The organism is Mesorhizobium sp. M1273 (assembly GCF_040318195.1).
Classification (GTDB): Bacteria; Pseudomonadota; Alphaproteobacteria; order Rhizobiales; family Rhizobiaceae; genus Mesorhizobium.
In genome coordinates, this window is sequence record NZ_JAMYLV010000023.1 from 1 (window position 1) to 16128 (window position 16128).

Below are 16128 nucleotides of genomic sequence, written 5' to 3' on the forward strand. Positions count from 1 at the left end.
CGCGCTTTTCTGCGGCCCGCCGTTTCGCCCGACATCAGGGAACGATATCGCCCCCCATGTATTAGAAACCCATGGACACTATGGAACCCCACGGCCACGGGATGGCGGCCGATATTTTGACATCGGAAGTTGCCAATGCCAGGCAGCGCATCCACCGGACCGAGCTCGCGCTTCAACGCACTGAAGAGATGCTGGCCGAAAATCTCGCGCTGTGCAGCAGGATACGAACTGCGGTCGAGGCCGCAGACCGCTTGATGGAGATCGATCCCCCCAGCTTTGACCGACGTCGCGCGGGTTGAACTGGGCCGGCGTTCATTCGTCGCGACCTTGCGGCACCCTGCCGCAAGAGCTTGCCCTGTTGGCATCACAGCGTGAGCAAACATTGGAACAATGCACGCTGGTCCCTTTGCCCACCTGGCTATCGATGCGGATGTGCCCGCCGAACTGTTTGACGAAGCCGTAGACTCGGCTGAGTCCGAGCCCTGTTCCCTCGCCATTGCCTTTTGTCGTGAAGAAGGGCTCGAAGACCTAGGCGAGAACTTGCTTGTCCATGCCGTGGCCGGTGTCGCTCAGCGTCAAGCGAACGAACAACGCCGCCAATCCTTTCAGATCAGATCGTCAGGCGCGTCACTCGTCTCGATCGTGAACCTGCCGTAGTCTGTCATTGCGTGCCTGGCGTTGACCGCCAGGTTGAGAATGGCGACGTCGAGCTGATTGGCGTCGATGAGAACCGGACCGAGCGCTGGATCGAGATGACGCTCGATCCTGATGTCGCGGCCGAAGGTCCGCTCCAGCAGAGCGGTGAGCGATCCAATATGTTGGTTGAGATCGACCTTTTCGGGCTCCAGGAACTGACGCCGGGAGAAGGCGAGCAACTGCTGCGTCAGCGCGCCGCCATTTCGCGTGCGCTTCAGCATCTCCTCGATCAGCGTACCGATTTTCGGATCGGCGGGATTCTCCGCAAGCTGCTTTGCCAACTGCCGGAGGCCGGATTCGAAGAGGCGATCAGATTGTTGAAGCCATGAACGATGCCGGCTGCGATGCGACCGATGGCTTCGAGTTTTTGCGACTGCAACTGGCGTTCTTCCTGCGCGGGGCGCGCGGACACGTCGCGAAGGCTGGCGAGCAGGGCAGGTTTGCCATCCCAGGTCACCTCGACGACGCGCATCTCGACCTCGGCCGCCTTGCTGCCCGGACGGGCCACGGTGATTTCTGCGGTTTCTCCCGAGACGACGGGCCGCCCGAGGGGAACATGAAGAAGCTCTTCGAGCGGATGCCCGAAAATGCGGGCCGCGGCCGGATTCGCGTAGAGAACCGCTCCCGAAAGATCGACGACGAGGACACCGTCGGCCGTGTTCTCGATCAGGAGACGGAAACTGAGCTGGCTGATGCTGGTCAGCTGCGGATCATCGGTCAGGTCGGAAATTTCCGCCGCGCTCCGCGTCATCGTTCTGGCCTCCTCACAGGTATGACTATGACGAATCGTTCGTCGCGGAACCGCCGAAGACATCCGGCGCGCCCTCTATCGGCTGGCCGAGATGCATTCCGCCGCCATCGATCGTGAAGCGTCTGATCTGCTTGTCGTGTTCGCTGCCGCGCATCTTCAGCACCATGAGGCCGCGATACATGAACTGTGCTTTCTGAATGTAGCGCAAAAGGATGAAGGAGTCGGTCAGCGTCGAGATGTGCTGTTCGCTCGCCGAATGGCCGCCGACCAGCGACTTGTCCGTGGCGGTGCAAAGTCCAGCGATTTCCCGTTTCTTGACGAAGGATGTGAGGCTGATCAGGAACTCGCGAAAGCCGGTCTCCGGCGCAATGCGTTCGAGCGCGGAAAGGCTGTCGATGGCAAGCCGATCCGGTTTGAATTCCTCGACCAATTGACGGATCATCAGCAGATGGTCGGGAAGGCTTTGCGCCTCCGGATAGAGACAGACGACCTTGAGCCCGCCTTCCGCTTCCATCGTCTCGAAATCGACACCCCAACTGCGCGCGTTGCGAATGAGCTGACCGCGGCTTTCTTCGTAGCCAACCAGTAAGGAGCGTTCGCCGGCCGCGACGCCACCGGCCAGGAAATTGGTCACCAGCAGCGTCTTGCCGGTGCCGGTCGCGCCGCTGACCAGCGTAACGCTGTCGCGGAAGAAGCCCCCGCTCGTCATCCTGTCAAGATCGGCATTGCCGCTCGTTATCGGGAGAGGTAGAGGCGGCTTAAGGCCGGCCTCCTTAGCCTCGAGAGGCGTCAATTTTCTCGGACAGCCAGGTCTTGATAAGGGACTGATAGGGCACGTCGCGCTTGTTCGCCGCGACCTTGATCCGTTCGAGCAGGCTATTGGGCAGCCGCAACGAGATCGAGGTCGACGACGGCTTGAGGTTGGGCAGGCGGACCCGCTCTGCCTTGCTCCAATCGACATGCTCACTGGAGTCGTTGGACTCCCAGAAGGCGCGCTCCTCGGCCTCCGATGCAAAGGTCGGAACCGGCTTAGCTGTCTTGGTCATAGTAGCCTCGCTCCTTGCGGCTCATATCCCGGGCGGAAATCACCCGGATCTTGGTCTCCTTGTCCCGAAGCGTGAAGGTGATGTGCAGCAGCCTTCCATCATCGGTGCGCCCGAGAGCATGAATTCGTTGCTCGATGGCGCTGTGCTTTGCGTAGGGAACGGTCAGCAACGGCTCGTTGAAGAACACCTGTTCCGCCTCGGCCTGGCTGACGTCGTGCTTGTCGATGCTCTTGCGGGCATTGCCCGCATCCCAGTCGAAGCCGGCAATCCGTTCCCATTCGATCATCGATGTATATTGCCATAATATACGCCGATTTCAAGCTCCGTCAGGCGTGAGCGCTCCGCCCAGCAGATTTGGACAGCATAGGGAGAGGAAATGGAGGCAAGGAAAACCCCCTCGCTGATCGGCCAGACCGGTGGCGCTGACGCTCAACCGCCAGCCTCGCAATCCCGGCCGCGTCGTCCGGCGCAGGGCTGAAAGCCCCGCTTGTCCTGCCGGGCAGGGATGCTCACCAGGCAGTTGCACCGGCCCGCCGGCTCCGGGGGCAGGGGGATGTCTTCGGAAGGAAGACGAGAAAGGACCGGTGAAAGGCCGCATCTGCAACCCTCCAAGGAGAATTCCTATGGAACTGAAATTCGTTGATCCGCGCTCGCTCAAGGACAATCCCGACAAGGCGCGCCGTTCCAAGTCCAGCCCGCAGGCCGACGCGCTGCTGCTGGCGACGATCAAGGCTGTTGGCATCGTGCAGCCGCCCGTCGTCGCCGCAGAAACCGATGGCGGCAACGGCTTCGTCATCGACGAGGGCCACCGTCGCGTCAAGCAGGCGATTACCGCCGGCCTCGAGGAAGTCGCCGTTATCGTCGTTCCCTGCGCCGAGGATGGCGGCGCCATGCGTTCGCTGGTCACCACGATCGCGCATGAGCAGCTTAACCCCGTTGACCAGTGGCGCGCCATCGAGCGTCTCGTGGCGCTCGGCTGGACCGAAGAGGCGATCGGCATCGCGCTCGCCCAGTCGGTGCGCCAGATCAAGAAGCTGCGCCTGCTCGCCAATGTGCTGCCGGCGATGCTGGATCATATGGCCAAGGGCGACATGCCCGACGAGCGCCAGCTCCGCACCATCGCGGCCGCCTCGCTCGAGGAGCAGAAGGAGGTCTGGAAGGCACATAAGCCGACCAAGGGCGATCCCCAGGTCTCGTGGTGGGCTGTCGCCAACGGCCTCGCCAAGACCCGCATGTATGCGCGCGACGCCAGCTTCGGCGACGATCTGCGAGAGGCCTATGGCATCGCCTGGGTCGAGGATCTGTTCGCCCCGGCCGACCAGGACAGCCGCTACACCACCGACGTGGACGCCTTCCTGGGGGCCTAGCAGGAGTGGATGACGCAGAACCTGCCCAAGAAGGGCGTCATCGTCGAGACCAACAATTGGGGCGAGGTGAAGCTGCCGCCCAAGGCCGAACGCGTCTACAGTACGCCCAAGAAGTCGGACCACACAGCGATGTATCTTGACCGCGAGGGCAAGGTGAAGACGGTCCACTTCCGCATGCCCGAGGCCAGGAAGCCCAAGGGCAAGGGTGCGGAAGACGCCGGCGGCTCGCGGCGGTGCTCGAAGGTTCGCCCATGCCGCCCAGGCTTTCTCCGCGACAGGCCGAGATCATGATGCTGGTCAACAAAGGCATGACCAACAAACAGATCGCCAAGGATCTCGATATCTCGCCGGCGACGGTGAAGACCTTGCTCGAACGGCTGTTCCGGATTTCGAAGGCGAAGAACCGGATCGCCCTGATTCATTGGTGGCAGGGGACAGATCAGCCCAATGTGTTCGACGGCTGAGCATGGTGCGCCGGCTGCTCGGATAATTCGGCAGATAGGCTTCGTTATGCCCACGGGATCCTGGTCGGCGGGGTCATCGCCGCCGCCGTCGGCAACGATCTGGTGCTGGCGCATTCCCATGATCCGCTCAAGACGGCCTAACCTAAGTCCTGATCCTCACTGGCGGACCGGCGATCTATCTGCTCGGGAGCGCCAACTACATGAAGGCGGTCTATCGTGTGGTGCCGGCATCCCAATGGCGGGCGTTCCTGCCCTGCTGCTCCTGATCCCGTCGCCTACACCGTCGACTTGCTCGCTATGGGCTGGCTGACAGAGCTGGCGCACCCACGCCCGGCAGGCATCGAAGAAACGGTGTCCGGTCCTGTCGGGCGGACCTCATTCGGCAATCGTCGTCGGCAGGAGAGCCAAAGTGTGATCGCGGCCCAAACCGGTGCTCATGACCATGTTGACGCTTGGGCCGTATGTGGCTGTTGTCTTTTGATATGGTATCGATAACATGCCTTGCGTGAAGTTGATTCCAACGGGTGGTTCATGAGCGATGCCGGACGCCGCAGAGAGCTTGTGCCCGAGTGTCCAGCGTTTTGGTTGGGCACATCGCTGCCGGCTGGTGGAGCGGCATGATGGCCAAGGCCGCCTCATCGAGACCGGGCGAGAGCCACGCCCCGACGATGGTCGACGTGGCGCGGCGGGCAGGTGTGTCCACCATGACGGTTTCACGCGCCCTGAAAGAGGGCAGCCTCGTTTCCAAGGCGACGCGGGAAAAGATCATGGTCGCGGTCAACGACCTCGGCTACGTGCTCGACCAATCGGCCGGCAGCCTGTCCTCGCGCAAGACTGGATTTGTTGCCGCGATGGTTCCATCACTCAACAATTCCAACTTCGCCGATACGGCGCGCGGCATAACGGATGAACTGGAGAGCACGGGACTCCAGCTTCTGCTCGGCTACACCGACTATACGGTCGAGAAGGAGGAAAAGCTGATCGAAGCGATGCTCCGTCGGCGGCCCGAAGGCATCATTCTGACCGGCGGCGCCCATACGGAGCGCGCCCGCCGGCTTCTTAAAAACGCGGGCATCCCTGTAGTCGAAACCTGGGAGTTGCCGGCGAAACCCATCGATCAGGTGGTCGGATTCTCCAATGAAGAGGCGATGGGACTTCTCGTCAAGACGCTGGCCAGAAAAGGCTACAATAAATTCGGTTACATCGGTGGCACGACCTCGCGCGACACGCGCGGCAGCCAACGGCGCGAAGGCTTTGTCAGAGCCATTGAGGAGCTCGGCCTGCCAACCGGGCGCCTCGTTTCCTTTGGCGTGCCGCCGATATCCATCGAGCAGGGAGGCCAGGCCGTCGTCAGCATGCTGGAGCGCTGGCCGGACACGCAAGCCGTACTCTGCGTTTCGGACCTTTCGGCCTTCGGCGCACTGATGGAATGCAAGCGCCGGGGCATGCGGATCCCGCAGGACATCGCCATTGCCGGCTTCGGCGACTACGAGGTAGCCGCCTTTTGCCATCCCGGCATCACCACCGTGAATGTCGACTGCTACGGCATCGGGCAACAGGCCGCCCGCAGATTGATCCAGGTGATCCGAGGCGACGAGAAACGACACGGCGAAGAAATCGTCCTCACAAGCTATCGCGTCGTCGAGCGCGAAAGCACCTGAGTTCCTGCATCGATTCAAACGCAGCGAAGGGCAGCCCAGCAGCGATGTTTCGCGAGACCATCACCCTCACGCATGACGGTGCTTTGAAAGCCGTTGCAGCCGGAGCAGCGCGCGCCGTCACGATGGGCGTGCCGCAATGTCTCGTGGTCGTCGATGCGAGCGGCGAAGTCCTCGCCAGCCTGCGCATGGATGGCGCGCGGTTCCTCAGCATGCGTACGGCGCAGGCGAAGGCGTGCACCCGCGGCGTCAATAAACGCCGCTACTGGCGGCATGGCGTTCGAAGTGGCGCTCTCAGCCGGTATCGCATCGCAGGGCGACGTGACCAATTTGCCCGGGGGCTTGCCGATCCGCTTCGGCAGACGCCTTGCGGGCGGCATCGGCGTCGGGTCGGAACCGGCGAGCAGGATTTCGATGTGGCACACGCCGCCTTGGCGGCGGTTGGCGCCGACGTGATTTAATGCGATGTGCCGATGCGCCTCCAGCGCAACCGAAGGATCTTCAGAACGCTATCTGAACCTTCATGGATTTGTTTCGGTCACCAGCGATGTCGAAAGCCGCGACCGCCTCGTCGAGAGCATAGATGCCTGTCAGTAGCGGTTTGACATCCACCCGGCGGCGATTGATCAGGTCGACGGCGAGCGCAAACTCCTCGTGGAAACGGAAAGTGCCCCGCATCTCGATCTCTTTCGCGACGATGAGGTTCTGCGGGATTGACAGATCGCCGCCGAGACCGAGCTGCACGAGCACGCCGCGTGGCTTCAGGACATCGAGCCCTGCACGCACCGCGCGTTCATTGCCGGAGGCCTCGAACATCATGTCGAAACTACCCTTGTCGACATTGTAGGCGGCGAGCTCTTCGCTGTTTGTCGCGACATTGATCGTCCGGTCGGCACCGATCTCCAGGGCCTTCGCCAGCACGCCGTCCATGACATCGGTGGCGACGATCTCGCGCGCGCCGTCGGCTCGTGCGGCGAGGATGCAAAGCGCGCCGATCGGCCCGCAGCCGGTGACCAGAACCCGCTTGCCGAGCAGCGAGCCAGCGCGGTTCATGGCATGCAGCGTCACCGCGAAGGGCTCGGCGAAAGCGGCTTCGTTGATGGAGATGTGGTCGGCTATTCTGTGGCACTGCCACGCCTCGGCGACTAGGCGCTGGCGGAACGCCCCCTGGATGTGCGGCATCGGCATGGCGCTGCCATAGAAGCGCATGTCGAGGCACTGGTTCTGCATGCCTTGCAGGCAGTAGCGACAGGCATTGCAGGGCCGGCTGGGCGAGATCGCCACGCGATCGCCAACCGCAAGTGTGGAGATGCCGTCGCCGAGGGCCCGCACCGTGCCCGCAACCTCATGGCCAAGAATCATGGGTTCACGAAGGCGGATCGCGCCGAAGCCGCCATGGTTGTAATAATGCAGGTCCGAGCCGCAGATGCCGCCAGCCTCGACCGCGATCTCGACCTGTCCGGCGCCAGGGGAGCCCGGATCGGTCTCCTCGATCCGCAGGTCTTTTGCCGCGTGGATGACGATCGACTTCATGATGTGATCCCTTCTCAGACGACCGGTGTCAGCAAGGTCTGTCCGCCGAAATGGGCCGCGAGATTATCGCGAACGAGCTGACCCATGGCCTTGCGGGTCTCCACCGTGCCGCTGGCGTGGTGCGGTTGCAGCACGACGTTGGTAAGCTTCAGGAAGCGCTCGTCGATGGTTGGCTCGTTCCAGAACACGTCGAGCCCGGCACCCTTGATGGCACTGGATTCCAGGGCCGCGAGCAACGCGGTCTCGTCGATCGTGCTGCCGCGCGAAATATTTATGACGATACCGTCTGCTCCGAGCGCTGCCAGGATCGACGCATTAATCATGTGTTTTGTGCTTTCGCCGCCGGCGAGCGTTACGATCAGAAATTCGCTGTCGCGCGCCAGTTCGACCAGATCGCCGACAAAAGCATAAGGAAGATCGTCGCGCTTGCGGTTGTCGAAATAGGAAATCGTGCAGTCGAATGCAGCGGCGCGCTTCGCCACCGCCGCACCGACGCGGCCCATGCCGACAATGCCCAGCCTTTTTCCACAGACACGCGTGACCAGCCCCATATTGCCCTTGCGCCAGCTTCCATCGCGTACGTAGGCGTCGGCCTGCGGGATTTTTCGCGCCACGGCGAGCAGCAGCCCGATGCCGATATCGGCTACGTCCTCGGTCAGCACATCTGGTGTATTGGTGACACGAATGCCGTTCGCCCTGGCATAGGCAAGGTCGATGGCGTCGGTGCCCACGCCGTAGCAGGAAACGATCTCGAGCTGCGGCAGCTTTCCCATCAGCGCAGCACTTGCGCCAAGCTCGCCGCGCGTAGCGATGGCGCGGATCGCGCCGGCGTGGCTTGAGAGCAACGCGTCCTTGTCCTCGGACTGCCAAAGTTTGTGGACGCGATACTTCGCCTCAAGATCTGCCATGTCCCAATCCGGATAGGGACCTGTCATCAAAATGTCGGTCACGGCATCATCTCCTGTGCGAGTCCATTTTTCCCATTGACTATGTTATCGATAACATTCATGTCAATAGCGACTGGCGGCGGGGTGATGGAAATCGCGGCCGCTTCAGGAAAGCTTGCTCGGGAGGAGCGTTTGGGCAGTTCGTTGTTTGATTTGAACGGCATGCGGGCGCTGGTCACCGGCTCGGGGCAAGGGATCGGCCTGGCGCTGGCCGAGGGGTTGGCGCAGCACGGCGCCGAAATCGTGCTCAACGGACGCAGCGCCGAAAAAATGAAAACGGCTGCGGATTCACTGACAGCGAAGGGACACAAGGTCCATAGCGCCGTCTTCGACGTCACCGATCATGCTGCGGTGGCGAACGGCGTCGCGCAGATCGAGGCGACGATCGGCGCCATCGATGTCCTTATCAACAATGCCGGCATGCAGTTCCGAATGCCGCTCGAGGATTTCCCCGCTGACAAATGGGAGGAACTCTTGCGCACCAACATCTCCAGCGTGTTCTTCGTCGGGCAAGCGGTGGCGCGGCACATGATCCCGCGGCAGCGCGGCAAGATCGTCAATATCGCCTCGGTGCAAAGCGAACTGGCACGGACGAACATCGCGCCCTATACGGCCACGAAAGGCGCTGTGCGCAACCTGACGCGCGGCATGTGTGCCGATTGGGCGAAGCATGGCTTGCAGATCAATTCCATTGCGCCGGGTTACTTCAAGACGCCGCTCAACCAGGCGCTGGTCGACAATCCCGAGTTTTCAGCCTGGTTGACCAACCGAACACCGGCGGGTCGTTGGGGCGATGTCGGCGAACTGGTCGGCGCGGCGATCTTTCTAGCTGGACCGGCCTCATCCTTTGTCAATGGACACACGCTCTATGTCGATGGCGGCATCACAACCTGCCTCTAAGTCCTGGCCCATCGTTGTGATGGGTGTCAGCGGCTGCGGCAAGACCAGCATTGGCGTCGCTATCGCGGCTCGTCTAGGGCTTGCTTTTGTCGAAGGCGACGTGCTGCACCCGCGTGGCAATGTCGAAAAAATGTCGGCGGGCATTCCGCTTACCGACGAGGATCGTTGGCCTTGGCTGGACCTGTTGGGCGCAGCCTTGCGCCATGCACATCAAGAAGGACGTGGGCTCGTCGCGAGTTGCTCGGCGCTGAAGAAGTCCTATCGCGATCGCCTTCGCCATGGTGCTAGCGGGCCGGTGCTTTTCGTATTTTTGCACGGGTCACGTGCGGTGCTGCAAGCCAGGCTCGCCGAGCGCGGCGGCCACTTCTTTCCACCCGCTCTGCTTAACAGCCAGTTCGCCACACTGGAAAATCCAGGCGACGAACCGCTGGTGGTCACAGTGGACATCGACGCGCATGTGGACACGATCGCCGATAGAGTGTTGGAGGGTCTGGGTGCATTTGGGGTCGCCCCCGCCAGGATCAAGGAAAAAGGCACGTTGAGATGACGCAACCAGCAAAAGTCGCCGTTGTCGGCGCCGGCATCATGGGGTCGGCGATCGCCACCCGTCTGATCGAGACTGGGCAAGCCGTGACGGTATTCGATCTGGACAAGGCCAAGGTCGCCGCGCTGACTGCAAAGGGTGCGGTTGCCGTCGCGTCTGTTGCCGAAGCAACGCGGACGAGCAGCTTCGTCATCCTCAGTCTGAACCATGCCGACATCGTGCGTTCCGTGGTGTTCGGCGATGCCGGTGTCGCGGCCGCTGCGTCGCCCGAAAAGCTGCTGATCGACATGTCTTCGATCGATCCCGTCGACACCGCGCAGATGGCCAGGAAGCTGTCTGCCGAGACCGGCATGAAATGGCTCGACTGCCCGCTTTCGGGCGGCGTTCCCGGCGCGCTGGCCGGCCGACTGACCGTCATGGCGGGCGGCGAGGCGGCTGATTTCGAACAAGCCCGCACGGTGATGCGGCATCTCTGCGCCAACTACACGCTGATGGGGCCGAGCGGGGCAGGGCAGACCACCAAGCTGATCAACCAGCTTTTCTGCGCAGTTCTGTTCCAGGCCGTCGCCGAAGCGGTGAAGCTTGCCGAAGCCGGCGGCGTCGATCCGAAGGCAATTCCGGCGGCACTCAAGGGCGGGCGGGCCGATTCCAGCATCATGCAGGAGTTCATGGCAAAATTCGCTGCCCGCGATTTTTCGCCGACCGGCCGCATCGACAACATGCTGAAGGACCTGGATTCGCTGCAATCCTTTGCCCTCAAAACCAAGACGCCGATGCCGATGACCGGGCAGGTGGTCGAGATCCATCGCCTGCTCTGCACCGCAGGACTGGGGCCAAGGGATTCGGCCGAAATGATGCGTCTGCTCGACGGCAAGACCAACTGATCCGTTGGCCATATTTTCTTTGATGCTTGACGCTTAGAAATGTTATCGATAACATAATTTTATCTCGGGAGGAACGCATTGTGACCGAGCAAAAACTGATCGAGTTCAAGTCAATTACCAAGGAGTTCGGCGGCACCCGCGCGCTCTCCGACGTGACGCTTGATCTGCACAAGGGCGAGATCCTGGCGCTGCTCGGCGAGAATGGCGCCGGCAAGTCGACGCTGATAAAGACGCTCGCCGGCATCTATCGGCCGGATGGCGGCCAAATCCTGTTTCGCGGCGAGCCCTACCATCATCGCCCGCCGCGGCCGAACCAGCGCCAGCCCGTCGCCTTCATTCACCAGGATCTCGGTCTCATCGAATGGATGACGGTCGGCGAGAATGTCGGCTTGGCCCAAGGCTTTTCGCTGCGCTCCGGGCTGATCGACTGGCGATCGACCGAGGCGAGGGCGCATGAGGCGTTAAAGCTGGTCGGCTGTGACTTCGACCCGACGACACGCGTTCAAGATCTGACGCGCACCGAAAAATCGCTGGTCGCCATCGCTCGCGCCTTGGCTACCGAGGCCGATGTGCTGGTGCTCGACGAGCCGACGGCCAGTCTTCCCGCCGACGAGGTCGAGCGGCTGTTCGACGCCATCCGTCCGCTCAAGCAACGCGGCGTCGGCATGATCTATGTCTCGCATCGCCTGGATGAAATTTTTCGCATCGCCGATCGCGTCGCCGTGCTGCGCGACGGCAGGCTGGTCGGCCAGAAGAAGGTCGCCGATACGAAACCGGACGAACTGGTCGAGATGATCGTCGGCCGTCCGGTCAGCCAGGTTTTCAGCAAGGCAGAGACGCAGGCCGGCGAGACGATCTGCGCCGTGCGCGACCTTGTCTGCGCCGGTGCCGGCCCGGTGTCTTTCGACGTTCGCAAGGGTGAGTTGCTCGGCCTGGTCGGCCTGCGCGGCGCCGGGCAGGAACTGGTTGGCCGGGCGCTGTTTGGCTGCCAGGCCTTTTCCGGCACGGTGACGATCCGCGGGGCTGTGCCGGACCTGTCCAGCCCGATCGCGGCGATGTCGTCCGGCATCGGCCTGATCGCGCGTGACAGGACCGAAGAATCAATCGCTGGATCCTTGTCGATCCGTGAGAACAGTTTCCTCAATCCCGGCGCCGGCAAGCGCGGCCTGTTTTCCTTCCTCGCGCCTCATAAAGAGGCTGCGCTAGCGCAGGCGATCGGCAGTTCCGTCGGGCTGCGCCCCAACGACCCGAATCTGCCGATCGAAGCCCTTTCTGGCGGCAATCAGCAGAAGGTGGTCGTCGGGCGCTGGCTGCACACCGGGCGTACGTTGCTGATCGCCGAGGATCCGACGGCCGGCGTCGATGTCGGCGCCAAGGCTGAGGTCTACCGGCTGATCGGCCGCGCGCTTGAAGCCGGCCTCGCCGTCGTCGTGGTGTCGACCGATTTCGAGGAGATTGCCCACATCTGCCACCGCGCTTTGGTGTTTTCGCGAGGACAGATCGTTCGCGAACTCACCGGCAAAGACCTCACCACATCCGCCGTGATCACCGCGGCATCGGCTTCCGAAGCCGCCTGATCTTTCTGGGAGCGAACTCATGCAATCGATCGAATCCAGCGCCCTCGAACCGACCCGCGGCGAGATGGCTGATTTGTCCATGGGGCAGAAGGTCATCCGGCTGCTACCGGTCTACGGGCTGGTGATCCTGACGGTGTTGCTGATCCTTTTGTTCTCGATCCTGCTGCCGAACACGTTCCCGACGCTGCTTAACCTGCGCTCGATCATCTCCGACAAGGCGATTATTGCGCTGTTGTCGCTGGCGGCGATGATCCCGATGGCGTCGGGACGGATCGACCTCACCGTCGGCTACGGAATTGTGCTGTGGCACATCCTGGCCATCAGTCTGCAAACCATGTTCGGCATTCCGTGGCCGCTGGCAGTGATGATTGTGCTGGTTCTCGGCGCCGCGACCGGCTTCCTCAACGGCCTGCTGGTCGAAGTCGCCCGCATCGACTCTTTCATCGCCACGCTGGGCACCGGCACCGTGCTCTATTCCTTGGCGCTTTGGCACACTGGCGGCCGGCAGGTTGTCGGCGTTTTGCCCAACGGCTTCTACGCGCTCAACGGCACGATGGTGTTCGGGCTGCCGATCACCGGCCTCTACGTGCTGGGCATCGCCGTCGCACTGTGGATTATTCTCGAATATCTGCCGATCGGCCGCTATGTCTATGCCATCGGCGCCAACCCGAAGGCGGCTGCTCTCAATGGCATTCCGGTGCGCCGTTTCGTCATCGGGGCGTTCATCTCGTCGGGGTTCCTGACGGCGCTGACGGGCGTGCTTCTCGCCTCCAAGCTGCGTATTGGCCAGGCCAGCGTCGGATTGGAGTATCTCCTGCCGGCTCTGGTCGGTGCCTTTCTTGGCTCGACCACGATCAAACCCGGGCGTGTCAATGTCTGGGGCACGATGACCGGCGTCATCATCCTTGCGGTCGGCATTTCCGGCATTCAGCAGTTCGGCGGCTCGTTCTTCGTCGAGCCATTGTTCAATGGCGTGACGCTGCTCGTCGCCATAGGCATTGCCGGCTACGCCCAGCGCAAGCGCGGCGCGGCGCAAAGAGCCAGGACCAAGACCGTCGCGCAGCGCTCGAAGTGACGTCGAGCCTCGGGGACCTGGGATGAGCGACTACGAGATTCTCGACGATCGGTTCGGCAAGCTGATGATCGGGCATGCCAAGCTCGAACGGCTATGGACCGGTAGCCGTTGGGCGGAAGGACCGGTGTATGTCCCCGCCGCAAGGCATTTGCTGTGGTCGGACATCCCGAACGATCGGCTGCTGCGCTACGACGAAGGCGACGGCTCGGTAAGTGTCTTCGAAACGCACTGCAACAATCAGAACGGCCACACCCTCGACCGCGAAGGCCGCGTCGTTGCTTGCGAGCATGGCGGGCGCCGTGTCTCCCGGCTCGAGCATGACGGGCGTTGGAAGACGCTTGTCGAAACCGTTGCAGGCAAGCGGTTCAATTCACCCAATGACGTGGTGGTCAAATCCGACGGTACGATCTGGTTCACCGACCCGGTCTACGGCATCGAAAGCCACTACGAGGGCAAGATCGCCAGAGCGGAGATCGGCGGCTCCCATGTCTACCGGTTCGACGAGCTTTCGGGTGAGGTGAGCGCCGTTGTCACCGACATGGTGCAGCCGAACGGCCTGGCTTTTTCGCCCGACGAGACGATCCTCTATGTCTCGGAGAGCGGCGCCAGCCATGTGCCCGGCCTGCCGCGCGCGATCAAGGCCTATGACCTTGCCGTCGATGGCCGGTCGGCGCGTGCAGGCGGCATCTTCGCCGAGTGCGGGGCTGGCCTCTTCGATGGTTTTCGCGTCGGTCGCGACGGCAACATCTGGGCCTCCAGCGCCGACTCGGTGCGCGTCCATGCACCGGACGGAACCCTGATCGGCCGTATCCTGGTTCCCGAGCTCGTTTCCAATGTCTGTTTCGGCGGTCCCAAGCGCAACCGCCTCTACATCACCGCTCAGACATCCCTCTACGCCATCTACGTCAACGCACATCCGGCCGGTGTTGGTCCGGTGGCGGGCGACATCAGCCGGTGACATGTCGCCAACTCCAATCGAAAGCCGAGTTTGAAAGATCATGCAATTTCTAGAAACCAAGGGAGGTACCAACATGCAACGCAGAACATTCCTGAAATCATCCGTAGCCTTGATGGCCATGACAATCGCTGCTCCTGTCCTGTTCGCCGGCCAGGCACGGGCGGACGCCACAGCCGACGCCATGGCGGTCGTCCAGAAATATGCGCAGAAGGTCACGGCCTGGGATGGCCCGACCACCGGTCCGAAGGCGCAGCAAGGCAAGACGATCGTCGTGCTCGCCGGCGACCTCAAGAACGGCGGCATCCTGGGCGTCACCAACGGCGTCGAGGAAGCAGCCAAGGCGATCGGCTGGGAGGTCAAGGTGATTGACGGCGCCGGCTCGATCGGCGGCCGCACCGCTGCCTTCGGCCAAGCCATGGCGTTGAAGCCGAATGGCATCGTCATCAACGGTTTTGACGCGGTCGAGCAGGCGCCGGCGCTGGAACAGGCCAAGGCCGCAGGTATCCCGTTGGTCTCCTGGCATGCCGGACCGGTGATCGGGCCCGACGAGAAAAGCGGCGTGTTCGCCAACGTGTCGACGGATGCCATGCAAGTCTCCACGGCCGCGGCCGACTGGGCCTACGCCGATGCCAAGGGCAAGCCCGGCGTCGTTATCTTCACCGATTCGACCTACGCCATCGCCATCGCCAAGGCAGACAAGATGAAGGCGGAGATCGAGCGGCTGGGCGGCAAGGTGCTCGAATATGTCGACACGCCGATCGCCGAGACCTCCCAGCGCATGCCGCAGCTGACCACTTCGCTGCTGCAGAAGTACGGCGATACCTGGACGCATTCACTGGCGATCAACGACCTCTATTTCGACTTCATGGGACCCTCACTTGCCGCCGCCGGCAAAGCCGGTACCGACGCGCCGATCAATGTCGCCGCAGGCGACGGTTCGGAATCGGCCTATCAGCGCATTCGCGCCGGTCAGTTCCAGAAGGTGACCGTTGCCGAACCGCTCAACTTGCAGGGCTGGCAATTGGTCGACGAGCTGAACCGCGCCATCGCTGGCGAAAAATGGTCGGGCTATCTGTCGCCGCTGCATGTGGTGACGGCCGACAATGTCGAGTTCGACGGCGGGCCGAAGAACGCATTCGACCCCGGCAATGGCTACCGCGACGCATACAAGAAGATCTGGGGCAAGTAGGAGCCCGGCGATGCGGGCGCAATACGCGATGCGCCCGCATCTCATTCGCACGACAAATCCACGAATTGCACCGCGACCTGCCCTTGCCGGCCGGCGGCCATCCCAAGCGCAGAAAATCAGGAAACCCTCGCCATGATCATTCGCTACGCCCTGTTCGAAGGCGAAATCCACCCCGGACGCGAGAGCGAATTCCGGCGCTTTGTCAGGGAAAGGCTAGTGCCGTTGTGGACGCAATTTCCTGGAGCCGAGGAGGTGCGCGTTCTGGATGGCACGGCACGGGATGAGGGCGCCCCCGTCTATGCCATGGCGCTCGCCATCCGTTATCCCGACATGGACGCCTGCAACAAGGCGCTGCAGTCCGACGTTCGCTTTCAGAGCCGCGATGTGACCGGAGAGCTGCTCAAGATGTTCACCGGCCGTGTGCATCACCATGTTTTCGAAGCGAACGAGTTTCCAACCGCTCGATTACGGCGACGGGACGAGGTTTCAGAAATTCGCGTTCGAGGGCCTGGGCGAGATTGACTTCATCGTGGTCGGGG

Annotated in this window: 19 protein-coding genes and 2 pseudogenes; 13 read left to right on the plus strand and 8 right to left on the minus strand. The window is 62.3% G+C overall.

The features are described from left to right. The first annotated feature begins 101 nt into the window (after positions 1-101). Positions 102-299, plus strand: coding sequence for a hypothetical protein (locus NKH30_RS22090; RefSeq protein WP_352997050.1), 198 nt, complete (start codon positions 102-104; stop codon positions 297-299). A gap of 13 nt (positions 300-312) precedes the next feature. Here the strand turns inward: NKH30_RS22090 and NKH30_RS22095 are convergent. The 6 genes and pseudogenes from NKH30_RS22095 to NKH30_RS22120 form a co-directional block, all read right to left on the minus strand. Then, a pseudogene (locus NKH30_RS22095) lies at positions 313-468 on the minus strand (hypothetical protein); the annotation flags it as partial. Between the two features lie 137 nt (positions 469-605). Further along, a complete protein-coding gene (locus tag NKH30_RS22100; protein ID WP_352818805.1) occupies positions 606-977 on the minus strand; it encodes a hypothetical protein in 372 nt (123 codons plus the stop codon). Continuing rightward, positions 926-1447: a PAS domain-containing protein gene (locus NKH30_RS22105; RefSeq protein WP_352818802.1), complete on the minus strand. Its 522-nt coding sequence runs from the start codon at positions 1445-1447 to the stop codon at positions 926-928. Before NKH30_RS22105 ends, NKH30_RS22100 begins: the two co-directional genes overlap by 52 nt. 25 nt (positions 1448-1472) lie before the next feature. Further along, on the minus strand, positions 1473-2240 hold the full coding sequence (locus NKH30_RS22110; protein WP_352818800.1) for an ATPase domain-containing protein: 768 nt from the start codon (positions 2238-2240) through the stop codon (positions 1473-1475). Continuing rightward, positions 2221-2493, minus strand: coding sequence for a BrnA antitoxin family protein (locus NKH30_RS22115; RefSeq protein WP_352474883.1), 273 nt, complete (start codon positions 2491-2493; stop codon positions 2221-2223). Before NKH30_RS22115 ends, NKH30_RS22110 begins: the two co-directional genes overlap by 20 nt. Further along, positions 2477-2779 (minus strand): BrnT family toxin, encoded by a 303-nt coding sequence (locus NKH30_RS22120; protein WP_352818797.1) that lies wholly within the window; start codon positions 2777-2779, stop codon positions 2477-2479. The genes NKH30_RS22115 and NKH30_RS22120 overlap by 17 nt, the downstream gene beginning before the upstream one ends. 337 nt (positions 2780-3116) lie before the next feature. On the opposite strand from NKH30_RS22120, the pseudogene NKH30_RS22125 reads away from it, so the two are divergent. From NKH30_RS22125 to NKH30_RS22140, 4 genes and pseudogenes are all read left to right on the plus strand, one after another. After that, positions 3117-4088 (plus strand): annotated as a pseudogene (locus NKH30_RS22125) (ParB N-terminal domain-containing protein); the annotation flags it as partial. Between the two features lie 59 nt (positions 4089-4147). Beyond that, a complete protein-coding gene (locus tag NKH30_RS22130) occupies positions 4148-4324 on the plus strand; it encodes a helix-turn-helix domain-containing protein (protein WP_352541829.1) in 177 nt (58 codons plus the stop codon). Positions 4325-4992: 668 nt separating this feature from the next. Further along, positions 4993-5985 carry a LacI family DNA-binding transcriptional regulator gene (locus NKH30_RS22135; protein WP_352474894.1) on the plus strand — a complete coding sequence of 331 codons (993 nt, stop codon included), beginning with the start codon at positions 4993-4995 and terminating at the stop codon, positions 5983-5985. A 44-nt stretch (positions 5986-6029) separates the two neighbouring features. Continuing rightward, complete coding sequence (locus NKH30_RS22140) at positions 6030-6443, plus strand: heme-binding protein (RefSeq protein ID WP_352818795.1); 414 nt, start codon at positions 6030-6032, stop codon at positions 6441-6443. A gap of 40 nt (positions 6444-6483) precedes the next feature. On the opposite strand, the gene NKH30_RS22145 is transcribed toward NKH30_RS22140, so the two are convergent. Then, a complete protein-coding gene (locus tag NKH30_RS22145) occupies positions 6484-7515 on the minus strand; it encodes an L-idonate 5-dehydrogenase (RefSeq protein WP_352997052.1) in 1032 nt (343 codons plus the stop codon). A 14-nt stretch (positions 7516-7529) separates the two neighbouring features. After that, a complete protein-coding gene (locus NKH30_RS22150) occupies positions 7530-8450 on the minus strand; it encodes a 2-hydroxyacid dehydrogenase (protein WP_352541908.1) in 921 nt (306 codons plus the stop codon). Positions 8451-8549: 99 nt separating this feature from the next. Between NKH30_RS22150 and NKH30_RS22155 the strand changes: the two genes are divergently transcribed. From NKH30_RS22155 to NKH30_RS22190, 8 genes are all read left to right on the plus strand, one after another. Further along, a complete protein-coding gene (locus NKH30_RS22155) occupies positions 8550-9362 on the plus strand; it encodes an SDR family oxidoreductase (protein ID WP_352541909.1) in 813 nt (270 codons plus the stop codon). Continuing rightward, the gene (locus tag NKH30_RS22160) at positions 9331-9909 is read left to right on the plus strand and encodes a gluconokinase (RefSeq protein ID WP_352818790.1); all 579 of its coding nucleotides are present in this window, start codon (positions 9331-9333) and stop codon (positions 9907-9909) included. The genes NKH30_RS22155 and NKH30_RS22160 overlap by 32 nt, the downstream gene beginning before the upstream one ends. Then, entirely contained in the window at positions 9906-10790 is an 885-nt protein-coding gene (locus NKH30_RS22165; RefSeq protein ID WP_352541833.1) for an NAD(P)-dependent oxidoreductase, read from the plus strand. The genes NKH30_RS22160 and NKH30_RS22165 overlap by 4 nt, the downstream gene beginning before the upstream one ends. An 80-nt stretch (positions 10791-10870) precedes the next feature. Continuing rightward, positions 10871-12367: a sugar ABC transporter ATP-binding protein gene (locus NKH30_RS22170; protein ID WP_352541834.1), complete on the plus strand. Its 1497-nt coding sequence runs from the start codon at positions 10871-10873 to the stop codon at positions 12365-12367. 19 nt (positions 12368-12386) lie between these two features. Further along, entirely contained in the window at positions 12387-13442 is a 1056-nt protein-coding gene (locus NKH30_RS22175; protein WP_352818785.1) for an ABC transporter permease, read from the plus strand. Between the two features lie 22 nt (positions 13443-13464). Beyond that, entirely contained in the window at positions 13465-14400 is a 936-nt protein-coding gene (locus NKH30_RS22180; RefSeq protein WP_352541836.1) for an SMP-30/gluconolactonase/LRE family protein, read from the plus strand. A gap of 73 nt (positions 14401-14473) precedes the next feature. Beyond that, positions 14474-15589, plus strand: a complete 1116-nt coding sequence (locus NKH30_RS22185; RefSeq protein WP_352997055.1) for an ABC transporter substrate-binding protein — start codon at positions 14474-14476, stop codon at positions 15587-15589. Positions 15590-15721: 132 nt separating this feature from the next. After that, positions 15722-16111, plus strand: coding sequence for a hypothetical protein (locus NKH30_RS22190; protein WP_352541838.1), 390 nt, complete (start codon positions 15722-15724; stop codon positions 16109-16111). Positions 16112-16128 lie beyond the last annotated feature (17 nt).

What these genes read in the sequence shown, in the direction of transcription:
- NKH30_RS22180 (WP_352541836.1), top strand. Translation starts at nt 13,465, where the DNA reads ATGAGCGACTACGAGATTCTCGACGATCGGTTCGGCAAGCTGATGATC.
- NKH30_RS22115 (WP_352474883.1), bottom strand. Translation starts at nt 2,493, where the DNA reads ATGACCAAGACAGCTAAGCCGGTTCCGACCTTTGCATCGGAGGCCGAG.
- NKH30_RS22135 (WP_352474894.1), top strand. Translation starts at nt 4,993, where the DNA reads ATGGTCGACGTGGCGCGGCGGGCAGGTGTGTCCACCATGACGGTTTCA.
- NKH30_RS22090 (WP_352997050.1), top strand. Translation starts at nt 102, where the DNA reads ATGGCGGCCGATATTTTGACATCGGAAGTTGCCAATGCCAGGCAGCGC.
- NKH30_RS22160 (WP_352818790.1), top strand. Translation starts at nt 9,331, where the DNA reads ATGTCGATGGCGGCATCACAACCTGCCTCTAAGTCCTGGCCCATCGTT.
- NKH30_RS22145 (WP_352997052.1), bottom strand. Translation starts at nt 7,515, where the DNA reads ATGAAGTCGATCGTCATCCACGCGGCAAAAGACCTGCGGATCGAGGAG.
- NKH30_RS22130 (WP_352541829.1), top strand. Translation starts at nt 4,148, where the DNA reads ATGATGCTGGTCAACAAAGGCATGACCAACAAACAGATCGCCAAGGAT.
- NKH30_RS22165 (WP_352541833.1), top strand. Translation starts at nt 9,906, where the DNA reads ATGACGCAACCAGCAAAAGTCGCCGTTGTCGGCGCCGGCATCATGGGG.
- NKH30_RS22190 (WP_352541838.1), top strand. Translation starts at nt 15,722, where the DNA reads ATGATCATTCGCTACGCCCTGTTCGAAGGCGAAATCCACCCCGGACGC.
- NKH30_RS22155 (WP_352541909.1), top strand. Translation starts at nt 8,550, where the DNA reads ATGGAAATCGCGGCCGCTTCAGGAAAGCTTGCTCGGGAGGAGCGTTTG.
- NKH30_RS22175 (WP_352818785.1), top strand. Translation starts at nt 12,387, where the DNA reads ATGCAATCGATCGAATCCAGCGCCCTCGAACCGACCCGCGGCGAGATG.
- NKH30_RS22120 (WP_352818797.1), bottom strand. Translation starts at nt 2,779, where the DNA reads ATGATCGAATGGGAACGGATTGCCGGCTTCGACTGGGATGCGGGCAAT.
- NKH30_RS22140 (WP_352818795.1), top strand. Translation starts at nt 6,030, where the DNA reads ATGTTTCGCGAGACCATCACCCTCACGCATGACGGTGCTTTGAAAGCC.
- NKH30_RS22185 (WP_352997055.1), top strand. Translation starts at nt 14,474, where the DNA reads ATGCAACGCAGAACATTCCTGAAATCATCCGTAGCCTTGATGGCCATG.
- NKH30_RS22150 (WP_352541908.1), bottom strand. Translation starts at nt 8,450, where the DNA reads ATGACAGGTCCCTATCCGGATTGGGACATGGCAGATCTTGAGGCGAAG.
- NKH30_RS22105 (WP_352818802.1), bottom strand. Translation starts at nt 1,447, where the DNA reads ATGACGCGGAGCGCGGCGGAAATTTCCGACCTGACCGATGATCCGCAG.